Origin of the sequence: Actinomadura rupiterrae (assembly GCF_024172125.1) — a bacterium.
Classification (GTDB): Bacteria; Actinomycetota; Actinomycetes; order Streptosporangiales; family Streptosporangiaceae; genus Spirillospora; species Spirillospora rupiterrae.
In genome coordinates this window covers 235,675-248,665 of record NZ_JAMZEA010000015.1, presented here as the reverse complement: position 1 = coordinate 248,665, position 12,991 = coordinate 235,675, and the positions used below count along the sequence as shown (strand labels likewise).

Here is a 12,991-nt window from a genome sequence, read left to right as displayed (position 1 = left end):
GATGATCATAGGCGGCGGGGGCGCCGCCACCCGGTCAAGGCGTGGACGCGCGGTGCTTGCGGGTCGCGGCGGCGACGAGGGTCAGGGCCGTCCCGGCGAGGGCCCAGACGACGATGACCCAGACCCGGGGCGCGATGTCGGCGGCGTGGAAGTAGACGCAGCGGCGCAGCGCGTCCACCCCCGCGCCGTTCGGCAGCCAGCGGCCGACGACCCGCCAGAACGGCGCGAGCAGCGGGTACGGGTACGCGCCGCCCGCGCTCGGGTTGCCGATGATGACGAAGACCAGGATGGTCACGCCGATGCCGACGACGCCGAACAGGATCTGGAAGCTCATCGTCACGGTCGCGGCGGCGAGCGTCAGCAGTGCCGAGATCGCGAACACCGCGCCGAAGTGCCCGGTGAGCGCGCCGAGCAGCGGCCCCGTGATGGCCGCGACGCCCAGCCCGATGACCAGCGAATACGGGATCGTCGCGCCCAGCCGCCAGAGCGTCCGGCGGAAGGTGGCGGGCCGGGTGCCCTTCGCCATGCCGAGCAGGGCCGCGAGCAGGTACCCCGCGAGGACCGAGCCGATCGCGATGTAGAAGACGCTGGCGGTCGAGCCGTCACCGTCCTGGTGCGGGACGGCGTCGGTGACCGCGACCGAGCGGCCCTGCGTGGCCTCGGCGGACGGCACGATCCGCTGGACGGCGTTAACGACCGTCGCGCCGCCGCCGCTGGCGACCAGCAGCCGGTCCTGCTTCCCACTGGGGTTGACGATCAGGACGGCGGCGGTCTTGGCGTGGGTGAGCCGGTCGCGTCCGGTGGCCTCGTCGGCGATGGCCCTGGCGCGCAGCGGGTGCCCGTCGATGCCGTTGAGTCCGCCGACGATCCGGGCGCTGACCTGCTGCGGCGCGACCACGTCCACGGGTATGCGGTGCGGCTTCGGGTTGTGGAACGCGCCGAGGTAGGACAGCACGAACCCCAAGCACAGCAGCCCCACGCCGGTGACCAGCAGGACCGTCCGGGGCGCGATCGCGTCGCGCAGCTCGTCGGCGAAGGTCTCCACCGGCGGCTCGGGCCGCTGGGAGCCCGGGGTGTCGGGCCGTCGAGGGTCCGGGGTGTCGGGCCGGCTGGGGTCCGGGGTGTCGGGACGGCGGGGGTCGTCGGGGGCGGTCATCGCAGCGCGCTCCTGGTCACGGCTGGAGCCCACACCCTCCCGCCCGGACGCGGCGTCCGACACCCCGTTCCCCAATGCAAGATCGACCCGCATTTGGGAACGCCTTTAAAGGACGCTTCGTAGGCTCTTCCCTCATGTGGGATCAACGGGACATTCCTCGCCAGGGCGCCCCCGGCCCCGACGAGGGCTTGCAGAGGCTCGTGGACGCCGCCCGGCGGCTGTTCGCGGGCCTCGGGTTCGACGGTGTCACCACCGAGATGATCGCCGAGGCCGCCGGGACCGACGTGGCGACCGTCAGAGGACTAGCAGGAGGCAAAAGGGAGCTTTACCTCGACGTCATGGACGAGGCCGCGTCCGCCGAACGCCGGGCGCTGGACGAATGCCAGTCCTTGCCACCCGATCGCGACGACTCCTTGCGATCGCTCGACCACTACATCGATTTCTACGTGGCCCACCCGGAAGTGGCGGCGCTCTGGGTGCACCGCTGGCTTTCCGACGCCCGCGACATCACCGAGGTCGAATCCCGGTTCCTCCGACCGACGCTGGAGAAGGCCGTCCAGCGGATCGCCGAGATAGCCCCGAACGTCGATGCCGAATACGTTCTCTGGACCATCATCTGGTCGGTCCAGGGCTTCGCGACGTCCGGGGTTTTGGACGCGGACGGCGGTCGGCGCGGCGTGGAGAACCCCGCTCAGGTGGAGCGCTTCCGGCGCCACCTGCACTCGACGACGCGCCAGATGCTCGGCATGGCCGTCGCGCAGTGAGGCGGTGGCGCAGTGACGCGTGACGCAGCGTGCGCGTCCGAACCGAGGTGCCCCCGCTCGGGTGAGCGCAGTACGATCGGTGGCCATTGTCGCCGGTGTGGAAGGGAATCATGTCCGAGCAGTATGAAGCGGTCTTCGCCCAGTACGACACCGACGGGGACGGGCGGCTCACCGTGGACGAAGTGGGCGCCGCGATCGCCGGGCTGTTCCCCGACGGCGAGCTGACCGACCCGTCCGTCCTGGTGAAGGCGCTGTTCGCCGAGTACGACACCGACAAGGACGGCTTCCTGTCGGTCGCCGAGTTCGTGCCGCTGGCCCAGAACCTCCCCGAACTCGGCTCCACCGCCTGACCGACCCGGGCGACGGCGCTCAGACGTCGCGCCCGCCGAGGATGCCGAGTAGGGCGTCAGGGCGGTCCAGGGGGATGATGTGGCCGCAGTCCTCCAGGACGTGCCCGGTGAGGTCGTCGGCGATCGGCCGGAGCTGCCGTTCGAGCGCGTCGCCGACCGGGTGGGCGCCGATGGCCGTGGTCGGCACGGTCAGGCGGGCCGCGGCCGCCGCGTCCTGGATCTGCTTCGCACTGGTGGGCATCGCTCGGTAGTAGGAGAACGCGCAGCGCAGCGACTCGCGGGCGGTGTACGCGCTGACGAACTCGTCCCTGATCTCGCGGGGGACGCCGCGTCCGAGCGTGCCGGCCTTGAGAAACCAGTCGATGTACGGCGCCTCCCGCCCGTCCACGACCGTTTCGGGCAGGTCAGGAACGGAGTGGAAGCCGAACCACCAGGGCGGGCCGCCCGCGAGGAACTCCTCGGCGCCCGGCAGCGTGCCGAGGAGCGACTCCATCAGGACGAGCCGCCGGACGCGTTCGGGACGCCGCATGGCCAGCATGAACGCGGGCGGCGTGCCCGCGTCGATCCCGACGACCGTCGCCGCCGGCTCGTCGAGAGCGTCCAGGATGCCTTCGGCGTCGAGCGCGAGATTGGCGGCGTCGTAGCCGGACGCCGCCCGCGTCGTCCCGCCCAGTCCGCGCAGGTCAGGCGCGATGACGCGGTGGTCGGCGGCCAGCTGCGGGATGATCCGGCTCCACAACCGCCAGGTGTGCGGGAAGCCGTGCAGCAGCAGCACCGCCGGGCCCTCGCCCGCGACGGCGATGTTGGCCTCGATGCCGTTGGTGGTGATCGTCCTGAGTGCGATGCCCGCCATGGATCCCCCTGCGCTGGTTACCTTTGGTTACCATGACACCGTAGGTATCCGTCCTGGTGGCGGCCAAGAAGGCACTTTCGCGACAGGTGGTGAGCCCGAGGTGACCTCCCAGGTCAGAGGCGATCTGTTCGACCCCGCGTGCCCCACGCGGCGGCTGCTCGACCGGATCGGCACCAAGTGGACGTCCATGACCGTGAAGGTGCTCGCCGAAGCGGCCCCGGACGAGGTCCGGTTCGCCGACCTGCGCCGGCGGATGCCCGGCATCTCCCAGAAGATGCTGTCCGCGACGCTGCGCAGCCTCGTCCGGGACGGCCTGGTCGCGCGCCGCGTGGAGCCGACCGTCCCACCGAGCGTGCACTACCGGCTCACAGACCTCGGCCGCTCGCTCGAAGGCCCCCTCGCGGTCGTCCGGGCATGGGCCGAGGAGCACATGGCCGAAGTGGACCGCGCCAACGCCACCCACGACGCGGCGGAGTGACGCTCTCGGCGTTCCGGTCGGCGCTCTGGGCGTTCCGGACGGGGCTCTGAGCGTTGCGGACGGGGCGCTCAGGATTCTCCGGACGGGGTGAGGGCGCGGGCCTTGGCGCGCAGGCCGTCCAGGGCGAACTTCAGGAGCGGGTGGTCCTGGCTGCCGCGCCTGATCGCGGTGAAGACCGGACGCGTCGGGGCGTTCAGCACCGGACGGACGGCCGCCTTGGTCCGTCCGAGCCCCGACAGCGCCGAGCGCGGGACCAGCGCGACCCCCGCGCCCACCGCGACCAGCGCGCAGACGGCGCGGAAGTCGTCCGAGACGCACTGGACGCGGGGCTGGAACCCGGCGCTCTCGCACGCGCGCAGCACCACCTCCCGCACCGGGTTGCCCGGCCACGGCGTGATCCACGGCGCGGACGCGAGGGCCGCCAGTTCGAGGGCGTCGTCCTCCCGCGCCAGCGGATGCCCCGGCGGAAGGACGGCGTCGAACGGCTCGGTGTAGAGCGGCTCCCTGAGCAGCGAGTCCTCACCCGAGCCGAGCGTGTCGCGGTTGGCCACCGCTACCGTCACGTCCGCCTCGCCGTCCAGCAGCAGGCCGAGCGCGGCGCGCCCCTCGGCGTCCTTGACCCTGATCCGCACCCGGGGCGGCGAGTCGGCCACCAGCGGCGCGACGACCTCGGTGATCGCCGTGGAGAACGCGGCGATCGTCACCTCGCCCGCCACACCGGCCGACACCGCGGCGAGGTCGGCCTCGGCGCGCTCCAGCTGGATCGCGATCTCGGCCGCGTGCTCGGCCAGCACCAGCCCCGGCGCGGTCAGCCGGACGGCCCGCCCGCGCCGCTCCAGCAGCGCGTGCCCGACCTCCGACTCCAGCGCGGCGAGCTGCTGCGACACCGCCGACGGCGACAGGTACAGCGCCCGGGCCGCCGCGGTGACCGTCCCGTGCTCCGCCAGGGCCCGCAGCACCCGCAGCCTCCGTGGATCGATCATGCTCCGGCCTCGCCTTTTAAGGATTTCTTCACAAGTCTCTACGGATAATACCGATGGACTTCACAGCGTGCGGAAGGCCACAGTGTGGTCCATGAGAGCGCTGGCGAAGACCACCCCCGCGCCCGGCCTGGAGCTGGTCGACGTGCCCGTCCCGGACGCCGCCGGCGACCGGGTCCTGATCCGCGTGCTGCGCACCGGCGTCTGCGGCACCGACCTGCACATCGAGGGCTGGGACGACTGGGCCGCCAAGGCCGTCCGGCCGCCGCTGGTCCTCGGGCACGAGTTCGTCGGCGAGGTCGCCGCCGTCGGCCCGGAGGTCACCAAGACCAAGCCCGGCGACATCGTCAGCGGCGAGGGCCACCTGGTCTGCGGCACCTGCCGCAACTGCATGGCCGGACGCCGCCACCTGTGCATCCGGACGGTCGGCCTCGGCGTCCACACCGACGGCGCGTTCGCCGAGTACGTCGCGCTGCCCGAGTCGAACGTGTGGGTGCACCGCCACGAGATCGACCTGGACGTCGCCGCGATCTTCGACCCGTTCGGCAACGCCGTCCACACCGCGCTGGCGTTCCCGGTGCTGAACGAGGACGTGCTGATCACCGGCGCCGGCCCGATCGGCATGATGGCCGCCGCGATCGCCGCGCACGCCGGCGCCCGCAACGTGGTGGTCACCGACGTCAGCGAGCCGCGCCTGGAGCTGGCCCGCAAGCTCGGCGCCACGGTCGCGCTGAACGTCGCCGAGTCGCCGATCCGCGACGTCCTGCCCGAGCTGGACATGACCGAGGGCTTCGACGTCGGGATGGAGATGTCCGGCCGCCCGGACGCCCTCCAGGACATGATCGCCACGATGAGCCCCGGCGGCCGGATCGCCGTGCTGGGCCTGCCCTCGGCCGACGTCCCGGTGGACATGGCCACCGTCGTCACCCGCATGCTCACCCTGCGCGGGATCTACGGCCGCGAGATGTACGAGACCTGGTACGCCATGTCGGTGCTGCTGCAGGGCGGCCTGGACATCAGCCCCGTGATCACCCACCGGTTCGGCTACGGCCAGCACGCCGAGGCGTTCGCCACCGCCCGGTCCGGCAGGTGCGGCAAGGTCGTCATCGACTGGACGCGCGAGACCCTCTAGGAGACCCCGTGTACGACACCCTGCGCGACGACCTGCGCGGCCGGCTCGCCGAGATCCGCGAGGCCGGGCTGTACAAGTCCGAGCGCGTCATCACCACCCCGCAGTCCGCCGCGATCGGCGTCGCCGCCGGCCGGGTCGTGAACTTCTGCGCCAACAACTACCTCGACCTCGCCGACCACCCCGACGTCATCGCCGCCGCCAAGCGGGCGCTGGACGACTGGGGCTTCGGCATGGCGTCGGTCCGGTTCATCTGCGGCACCCAGGAGCCGCACAAGGAGCTGGAGGCCAAGCTCAGCTCCTTCCTCGGCACCGACGACACGATCCTGTACAGCTCCTGCTTCGACGCCAACGGCGGGGTCTTCGAGACCCTGCTCACCGACGCCGACGCGGTCATCTCCGACGAGCTGAACCACGCGAGCATCATCGACGGGATCCGGCTGTCCAAGGCGGCCCGGTACCGCTACCGCAACCGCGACATGGCCGACCTGGAGCGCTGCCTCAAGGAGGCCGCGGGCGCCCGGCACAAGCTGGTCGTCACCGACGGCGTGTTCTCCATGGACGGCTACATCGCGCCGCTCGACAAGATCTGCGCGCTCGCCGAGGAGCACGGCGCCCTCGTCATGGTGGACGACTCGCACGCCGTCGGCTTCACCGGCCCGACCGGGCGCGGCACCCCCGAGCTGTTCGGCGTCACCGACAAGGTGGACATCGTCACCGGCACCCTCGGCAAGGCGCTCGGCGGCGCCAGCGGCGGCTACGTCTCCGGCCGCGCCGAGATCGTGGAGATCCTCCGGCAGCGCTCGCGCCCCTACCTGTTCTCCAACTCGCTCGCCCCGTCCATCGTCGGCGCGTCCCTGCGCGTGCTGGAGCTGCTGGAGGCCTCGGCCGACCGCCGCGAGCGCCTGGCGGCCAACACCGCGCTGTTCCGCGCCGAGATGACCGCCGCGGGCTTCGACATCCTGCCCGGCGAGCACCCGATCACCCCGGTCATGATCGGTGACGCCGCCGAGGCCGCCCGGATGGCGGCGGCGCTGCTGGAGCGCGGCATCTACGTGATCGCGTTCTCCTACCCGGTCGTCCCGAAGGGCAAGGCCCGCATCCGCGTCCAGCTGTCGGCCGCGCACTCCACCGAGGACGTCCACCGCGCCGTGGAGGCCTTCAAGGCCGTCCGCGACGCCTGAGCCACCCCGCCCGGAACGCCTTCCCGACCCCCGTGCGGGAAGGCGTTCTCATGCGCCCGGCCCGGGATCGGCGTTAATCGTCGGGCTCGGTGGTGAGGCGGCGGAGGAGGTCGAGCAGCGTCGCCCGCTCGGCGTCCGGCAGGGCGGCGAAGCAGCGCGCGAGGACGTCGTCGGCGACCTTGTGCCCGGCCGCCAGGACGCGCTCGCCCTCGGGCGTCAGGTGGTGGTCGATGCGCCGCCCGCGCCCCGGCCGCCGCTCGACCAGCCCCTGCGCGGTCAGCCGGCCGACGAGCGCCCCGAAGGCCTGCTCCGACTGGAACGTCCGGGCCGCCAGCGCGCGCGCCGAGGCCCCGGGCGAGCGGCTGATCGCGCGCAGCGCGTCCCACTGCGCGAGCGTCGTCCCGACGGACGCCAGCGCGCCGTCGAGCGCCCGGTGCTGCCGGTACTGGGCCTGCTTGACGGCCCTGCCGAGTTCTTGGAGTTCCGCATGCACGGGACGAGTCTAGGGCATGACTCAACTAGCTTATATAAAGATCTTTAGTTACGATGCGGGGCATGGCTACCACGCACCTTCACCCCGACCTGTCCCTGACCCTGCACGAGAGCGGCGCCGGCAGGCCCGTGCTCGTCCTGCACGGCGGTGGCGGCCCGGCCACGGTCGCCGGGCTCGCCGAGGCGCTGTCCCGCACCGCGCACGCGATCACCCCCGTCCACCCCGGCTGGGACGGCACGGACCGTCCCGCCTGGCTCACCGGCATCGACGACCTCGCCCTGGCCTACTTGCAGCTCCTGCACGACCGCGACCTGCGTGACGTCTTGGTCGTCGGCTCCTCGCTCGGCGGTTGGATCGCCGCCGAGATGGCGGTCCGGGACACCGCGGGCGCCATCACCGGCCTCGTGCTGATCGACGCCGTGGGCGTGCGCATCGACGGCGAACCCGTCACCGACTTCTTCGCCCTCGACCCGCGGGCCGCGGCCGACCATTCCTGGCACGACCCCGACCGCTTCTACCAGGACCCCGCCGACTTCCCTGCCGAGGAGCTTGCGCGGCGCCAGGCCAACATGGCGACCATGCGGGTCCTCGCCGGCGACCCGTACATGCATGACCCCGAGCTGCTGCACCGGCTCGCGCGCGTCCAGGTGCCCGCACTGCTCCTGTGGGGCGAGAGCGACCGCATCGCCACGCCCGCGTACGGCGACGCCTATGCCAAGGCATTCGGAAACGGGCGCCTGCACGTCATTCCCGAGGCCGGGCACCTGCCGCAGATCGAACAGCCCGAAACGACCCTGTCACTGATCGAGACCCACCTGCGCGAGACGAGCACCTCGCGATGACCGCCCCGTAGGACCCGGGATCTCGGACGGCTCGGTGAACGTCCTAATGGTTGGCAGGTTCGCGCTTCCGCGGAGCGCGCTCTTGCCCACGACTTCACTGAGGAGGACGACGCTTGACGAGTCATGCCGAGCACATCACCGAACTGCTGCGCGCCCACCAGGAACGGCTTGTCGCGGCGTTCGAGAAGCAGGACGGAGCGGCGCGCTTTCGCGACGCACCGTGGACACGGCAAGGGCTCGGCGGCGGACGGGCGCGGATCCTGGAACGCGGCGGCGTCTTCGAACGCGCGGGCGTGAACGTGTCGCTGGTGTCGGGGGACGAGGTACCGTCCGCGGTTTCGCGGGACCGCCCGCAGCTGGCCGGCAAGCCTTTCGTGGCGACCGGGATCTCGCTGGTCCTGCATCCGCTGAACCCTTACGCGCCGTCCTTCCACGCCAACTTCCGGTACTTCGAGATCGCCGATGAGGAATGGTGGTTCGGCGGCGGCCTGGACCTCACTCCGATGTACGGGTTCGACGAGGACGCCGTCCATTTCCACCGCACGCTCAAAGCCTGGTGCGACCGCCACGAGATCGGCCGCTACGAGGAGTGGAAGAAGACGTGCGACGACTACTTCCACATCCCGCACCGGGGCGAGATGCGCGGCATCGGCGGTGTCTTCTTCGACCGGCTGACCGAGCCGTCCCGGCGCCCGCCCTCGTCCTACCTCGCGTTCGTGGACGACGGCCTGCGCACGGTCCTGGACTCCTACCTGCCAATCGTCGCGCGTCGCGCGTCCCTGCCGTACGGCGAGCGCGAACGGGAATGGCAGCTCGTCCGGCGCGGGCGGTATGCCGAGTTCAACCTCGTCTACGACCGCGGCACGCTGTTCGGCCTCCAGACCAAGGCCAACATCGAGGCCGTCCTGATGTCCATGCCGCCGATGGCGCGCTGGGGCTTCGAGATCGTCCCGTCCCCGGGAAGCCCCGAAGCGGACGCGACCCGCTTCCTCCAACCCCGCGACTGGGCCGGCGAGGCGGGCCGAGGTGTCTGAAGGGGCGTGCGGGCGCGGGTCGTTTCTCAGCATCGCCCTCTGAACAGCTGATCACAACGGACCGCATGCGGACACTCACTCCCCATTGACGGCATCGCGGCGCGGACGGAGTTTTAGCCTGTTTTGTCGCGTGATGGGAGTTTCCCCATGTCCCTGCGTACTTCCCTACGCCGTGTCGTGTCCCTTCCGGCCGCCGCGCTCGCCGGGTCGGCGGCCCTGGTGCTGGGCGGCGGACCAGCCCTGGCGAACCTCGCGCTCACCCAGGTGAGCAGCGACCCGTTCACCAACACCACCAGCCAGCACCGCACCCAGGTCGAGCCCGACACCTTCTCCTACGGCGGCACGATCGTGTCGGCCTTCCAGACCGGGCGGTTCTTCGACGGCGGATCGTCCGACATCTGCTTCGCCACCTCGTCCGACAGCGGCGCCACCTGGACCAACGGCTGCCTGCCCGGTGTCACCAAGTTCCTCGGCGGCGGCCCCTACGACCGGGTCAGCGACCCCTCGGTGGCCTACGACGCCCGGCACAACGTCTGGATGATCTCCGGCCTGGCGATCACCGACAGCAGCGGCGTGGTGGGCCAGGCCGTGGTCACCAGCCGCTCCACCGACGGCGGCCACACCTGGGCCAACCCGGTCGTCACCCGCAACGCCACGGGCTCGGCCAACCTGGACAAGAACTGGATCGTCTGCGACGACACCGCGTCCAGCCCGTCCTACGGGCACTGCTACACCGAGTACGACGACAACGGCGCGGGCAACCGCATCCACATGTCGACGTCCACTGACGGCGGCCTGACCTGGACGGACGCCACCACCAGCTCCACCGGCCTCGGCGGCCAGCCCGTCGTGCGGCCCAACGGGACCGTGCTGGTGCCCTACGAGAGCAACAACGGGCAGATCCGGTCGTTCCGGTCCATCGACGGCGGCGCCACCTGGCGCTCGTCCGTGCTGATCGCCAGCGTCCAGTCGCACACCGTCGCGGGGAACCTGCGCACCAGCCCGCTGCCTTCCGCCGAGATCGACTCCGCCGGGACGGCCTACGTCGTCTGGCAGGACTGCCGCTTCCAGTCCGGCTGCCCCGCCAACGACATCGTGATGAGCAAGTCGACCAGCGAGACGACCTGGGGCGCGGTCACCCGCGTCACCAGCGACGGCGGCGACCACTTCATCCCCGGCATCGGCGTCGACCGGACGACCGCGGGCGGCACCGCCAAGCTCGCCGTCGCCTACTACCGGTACCCGACGGCCGGTTGCACCGCGTCCACCTGCCAGCTGACGGCCGGGTACACCTCGTCGACCAACGGCGGGACGTCCTGGAGCGCGTCCACGCAGATCGCCGGGCCGATGTCGCTGTCCTGGGTCGCCAACACCAGCCAGGGCGCGATGGTCGGCGACTACATCTCCACGTCCATCTCCGGCGGACGCGCCTGGCCGGTCCTCGCCATCGCGAACGCCCCCTCGGGCAGCACCCTCGATGAGGCCATGTACGTTCCGACCGGCGGCCTCGCCATCAACGGCGGCGCGCGCAGCGCGGCCGTCGCACCGCTGGTGACCAGCGGCCACCAGCCTCCGATGTCCAGCACCACCACCCGGCGATAGCCGGACGACGCCGCGACGAGCCACCCTCCTCGGGGTGGCTCGTCTGCGTGCGGCTCGTCTGCGTGCGGCTCGTCTGCGTGCGGTTCAGGAATCCGTGAGGTCGGAGAGCGGGACGTCCGGGTCGACGAGGCGGGCCTGGTCGACCTTGCGCTTGGACCAGATGAGCGCCTGCGTGTCGTCGGTGACGTCCCAGATGTTGACGTTCATCGCGGCCGTGACCCGGTCGTCCTGCACCCAGAACGCGATGAACTCGCGCGCGTCCAGGTCGCCGCGGACGACCACCCGGCGCGGACGGTCCGGATCCGGGAGCCCGACGTACTCCATGCCCAGGTCGTACTGGTCGGTGAAGAAGTACGGCAGGTTGTCGTAGGACGCGTCGCGGCCGAGCATCGCGCGGGCGGCCACGACGGGCTGGTTGAGCGCGTTCGCCCAGTGCTCGACGCGGACATGCCGTCCCAGCAGCGGGTGGTAGGCGCCGGCGATGTCGCCCACGGCGAAGATGTCCAGGTCGGAGGTGCGCAGATCGGCCCCGACCGTGACTCCGTCGTCCACGGTGAGGCCCGCCGCCTCGGCCAGCCCGACCTCCGGAAGCGCGCCGACGCCCACAACGATGGTGTCGGCCTCGATCCGCGAGCCGTCCTCCAGGACCACGTCCGAGCCGTCGATCTCGCGCACGCGCGCGTTGAAGGCGAACTCGACGCCGTGCTCGCGGTGCAGGGCGGTGAAGACCTCGGAGATCGCCGAACCGACCGCCGCCGCCAGCGGGATCGACTGCGCCTCGATTACAGTGACCGCCGCGCCCGCCTTGCGCGCGGCCGCCGCGGTCTCCAATCCGATCCATCCCGCGCCGATGATCGCGACCCGGTCCGCCTTCGCCAATGCGTCGCGCAACCGGTCGCTGTCGTCGACCGTCCGCAGGTAGAGCACGTTGTCGCCGTCCGCGCCCGGGACGGTCAGCCGCCGCGGCGTGGAACCGGTCGCCAGCAGCAGGCGGTCGTAACCGAGCCGCTCGCCGCCGGCGAGGGTCACCGTGTGCCCGGACGCGTCGACCGCGACGACCTCGGCGCCGAGGCGCAGCTCGACGCCGTGCTCGCGGTACCACGCCTCGTCGTGCACGGTGAACGCGTCGCGCTCGGTCTCGCCCTGGAGGTAGTCCTTGGACAGCGGCGGCCGCTCGTACGGCAGGTGCGACTCCCGCCCGACCAGGACGATCCGCCCCTCGTAGCCTTCGTCGCGCAGGGCCTCGGCCGCCTTGGCCGCGGCCAGGCCGCCACCGGCGAGGACGATCGTCGCGGGGTCCGTCATGGTCGGTCGCCTTCCGGATCGTGGAGCCCTTCGCGCGCGTTCGCGGGAGATGCCTCCTCGGTCACGGCCCGCACGTTACAGCCGGCGTTCTCGGACGGACAGGAGACACGCCACCTGCACCTGAGCGGACATCACCGCTGCTCAGAGGTGGGGGTAGATGAAGAAGCGGCGCTTGGTGCGCGTCACCTGGAGCAGCCGCTGGACGCGCGGGGCGGGCGTGAGCAGCAGGAGGCTGCGGCGGCGGGTGCGGGCCTGGCGCTCGGCGTGCAGCAGGACGGCCAGGCCGCTGCCGTCGATGAACTCCACCTCCGACAGGTCCACGGTGATCTGGGTTCCGGGTTCCTCCAGGAGCTGGCGCAGGCAGTGGTGCAGGGCCGGCGCGGTGGCCAGGTCGAGCTCCCCGGCGACGGTGACGAGATGGCCTTCGGTCTGAGGGCTGACGCGCAGTCGGAGCTGCTCCATGGCGATCCCTTCCGGCGCACGCAGGAGCGGAGCCTCTTAGTTCGCCGCGAGGGCTCGGCTGGTGCTGGATGTGCCGGACACGTGCCGCCGTGGGTCCGGGGAGGCGCCGCCGCAGCGCCCCGCGCAGGCCGGGATGCCATGGCCTCAAGGTGTGTCCCGTCGGTTGCGTTCCGTAGCTTACCGGCCACGGCACGAGATCACCCGACAATCCCCGCCGCTCGACGTGGCCGCGTCCCGCGTTCCCCCTGGACAGAGCCGAGCGGACCGGGTTTTCCGGAAATACCCCCACCGCGCGCCGCACCGCGGGTCGAGAGGCGCCGCGGTTCGTGGGGCGGTGCGGTTCGTGGGGCGATGCCGGT

General features: G+C 71.7%; 14 protein-coding genes. 8 read left to right on the top strand and 6 right to left on the bottom strand.

Translation table 11 applies throughout. From position 1 onward, the window contains the following. Window positions 1-34: 34 nt before the first annotated feature. A complete protein-coding gene (locus tag FHU30_RS40380; RefSeq protein WP_253882996.1) occupies window positions 35-1,249 on the bottom strand; it encodes an ABC-2 transporter permease in 1,215 nt (404 codons plus the stop codon). Between the two features lie 41 nt (window positions 1,250-1,290). On the opposite strand from FHU30_RS40380, the gene FHU30_RS40375 reads away from it, so the two are divergent. After that, entirely contained in the window at window positions 1,291-1,920 is a 630-nt protein-coding gene (locus FHU30_RS40375) for a TetR/AcrR family transcriptional regulator (protein WP_253882995.1), read from the top strand. 110 nt (window positions 1,921-2,030) lie between these two features. After that, window positions 2,031-2,270 (top strand): EF-hand domain-containing protein, encoded by a 240-nt coding sequence (locus FHU30_RS40370; RefSeq protein ID WP_253882994.1) that lies wholly within the window; start codon window positions 2,031-2,033, stop codon window positions 2,268-2,270. A gap of 19 nt (window positions 2,271-2,289) precedes the next feature. Here the strand turns inward: FHU30_RS40370 and FHU30_RS40365 are convergent, their stop codons facing one another. Next, a complete protein-coding gene (locus tag FHU30_RS40365) occupies window positions 2,290-3,123 on the bottom strand; it encodes an alpha/beta fold hydrolase (RefSeq protein WP_253882993.1) in 834 nt (277 codons plus the stop codon). 100 nt (window positions 3,124-3,223) lie between these two features. Between FHU30_RS40365 and FHU30_RS40360 the strand changes: the two genes are divergently transcribed. Then, window positions 3,224-3,601 carry a winged helix-turn-helix transcriptional regulator gene (locus FHU30_RS40360; RefSeq protein WP_253882992.1) on the top strand — a complete coding sequence of 126 codons (378 nt, stop codon included), beginning with the start codon at window positions 3,224-3,226 and terminating at the stop codon, window positions 3,599-3,601. Between the two features lie 68 nt (window positions 3,602-3,669). Here the strand turns inward: FHU30_RS40360 and FHU30_RS40355 are convergent, their stop codons facing one another. Continuing rightward, window positions 3,670-4,584: a LysR family transcriptional regulator gene (locus FHU30_RS40355; RefSeq protein WP_253882991.1), complete on the bottom strand. Its 915-nt coding sequence runs from the start codon at window positions 4,582-4,584 to the stop codon at window positions 3,670-3,672. 91 nt (window positions 4,585-4,675) lie between these two features. Between FHU30_RS40355 and tdh the strand changes: the two genes are divergently transcribed. Both tdh and FHU30_RS40345 read left to right on the top strand, forming a co-directional pair. Then, the gene (gene tdh / locus FHU30_RS40350; RefSeq protein WP_253882990.1) at window positions 4,676-5,713 is read left to right on the top strand and encodes an L-threonine 3-dehydrogenase; all 1,038 of its coding nucleotides are present in this window, start codon (window positions 4,676-4,678) and stop codon (window positions 5,711-5,713) included. Window positions 5,714-5,721: 8 nt separating this feature from the next. Next, window positions 5,722-6,894 (top strand): glycine C-acetyltransferase, encoded by a 1,173-nt coding sequence (locus tag FHU30_RS40345; RefSeq protein WP_253882989.1) that lies wholly within the window; start codon window positions 5,722-5,724, stop codon window positions 6,892-6,894. Window positions 6,895-6,967: 73 nt separating this feature from the next. Here FHU30_RS40345 and FHU30_RS40340 read toward each other — a convergent pair whose 3' ends face one another. Next, window positions 6,968-7,387 carry a MarR family winged helix-turn-helix transcriptional regulator gene (locus tag FHU30_RS40340; protein ID WP_253882988.1) on the bottom strand — a complete coding sequence of 140 codons (420 nt, stop codon included), beginning with the start codon at window positions 7,385-7,387 and terminating at the stop codon, window positions 6,968-6,970. A 62-nt stretch (window positions 7,388-7,449) separates the two neighbouring features. On the opposite strand from FHU30_RS40340, the gene FHU30_RS40335 reads away from it, so the two are divergent. The 3 genes from FHU30_RS40335 to FHU30_RS40325 all read left to right on the top strand — a co-directional run bounded on the left by FHU30_RS40335 (window position 7,450) and on the right by FHU30_RS40325 (window position 10,865). Beyond that, on the top strand, window positions 7,450-8,229 hold the full coding sequence (locus tag FHU30_RS40335) for an alpha/beta fold hydrolase (protein ID WP_253882987.1): 780 nt from the start codon (window positions 7,450-7,452) through the stop codon (window positions 8,227-8,229). A gap of 113 nt (window positions 8,230-8,342) precedes the next feature. Then, window positions 8,343-9,263 carry an oxygen-dependent coproporphyrinogen oxidase gene (hemF, locus tag FHU30_RS40330; protein WP_253882986.1) on the top strand — a complete coding sequence of 307 codons (921 nt, stop codon included), beginning with the start codon at window positions 8,343-8,345 and terminating at the stop codon, window positions 9,261-9,263. A gap of 147 nt (window positions 9,264-9,410) precedes the next feature. Beyond that, window positions 9,411-10,865, top strand: coding sequence for a sialidase family protein (locus FHU30_RS40325; RefSeq protein ID WP_253882985.1), 1,455 nt, complete (start codon window positions 9,411-9,413; stop codon window positions 10,863-10,865). Between the two features lie 84 nt (window positions 10,866-10,949). Here FHU30_RS40325 and FHU30_RS40320 read toward each other — a convergent pair whose 3' ends face one another. Both FHU30_RS40320 and FHU30_RS40315 read right to left on the bottom strand, forming a co-directional pair. After that, a complete protein-coding gene (locus FHU30_RS40320; protein WP_253882984.1) occupies window positions 10,950-12,170 on the bottom strand; it encodes an NAD(P)/FAD-dependent oxidoreductase in 1,221 nt (406 codons plus the stop codon). A gap of 141 nt (window positions 12,171-12,311) precedes the next feature. Further along, window positions 12,312-12,632 (bottom strand): STAS domain-containing protein, encoded by a 321-nt coding sequence (locus FHU30_RS40315; RefSeq protein ID WP_253882983.1) that lies wholly within the window; start codon window positions 12,630-12,632, stop codon window positions 12,312-12,314. Between the last annotated feature and the right edge of the window lie 359 nt (window positions 12,633-12,991).

Coding starts and splice junctions, on each gene's coding strand:
- FHU30_RS40375 (WP_253882995.1), top strand. CDS start 1,291: ATGTGGGATCAACGGGACATTCCTCGCCAGGGCGCCCCCGGCCCCGAC.
- tdh (WP_253882990.1), top strand. CDS start 4,676: ATGAGAGCGCTGGCGAAGACCACCCCCGCGCCCGGCCTGGAGCTGGTC.
- FHU30_RS40355 (WP_253882991.1), bottom strand. CDS start 4,584: ATGATCGATCCACGGAGGCTGCGGGTGCTGCGGGCCCTGGCGGAGCAC.
- FHU30_RS40380 (WP_253882996.1), bottom strand. CDS start 1,249: ATGCGGGTCGATCTTGCATTGGGGAACGGGGTGTCGGACGCCGCGTCC.
- FHU30_RS40320 (WP_253882984.1), bottom strand. CDS start 12,170: ATGACGGACCCCGCGACGATCGTCCTCGCCGGTGGCGGCCTGGCCGCG.
- FHU30_RS40365 (WP_253882993.1), bottom strand. CDS start 3,123: ATGGCGGGCATCGCACTCAGGACGATCACCACCAACGGCATCGAGGCC.
- FHU30_RS40325 (WP_253882985.1), top strand. CDS start 9,411: ATGTCCCTGCGTACTTCCCTACGCCGTGTCGTGTCCCTTCCGGCCGCC.
- FHU30_RS40370 (WP_253882994.1), top strand. CDS start 2,031: ATGTCCGAGCAGTATGAAGCGGTCTTCGCCCAGTACGACACCGACGGG.
- FHU30_RS40335 (WP_253882987.1), top strand. CDS start 7,450: ATGGCTACCACGCACCTTCACCCCGACCTGTCCCTGACCCTGCACGAG.
- FHU30_RS40315 (WP_253882983.1), bottom strand. CDS start 12,632: ATGGAGCAGCTCCGACTGCGCGTCAGCCCTCAGACCGAAGGCCATCTC.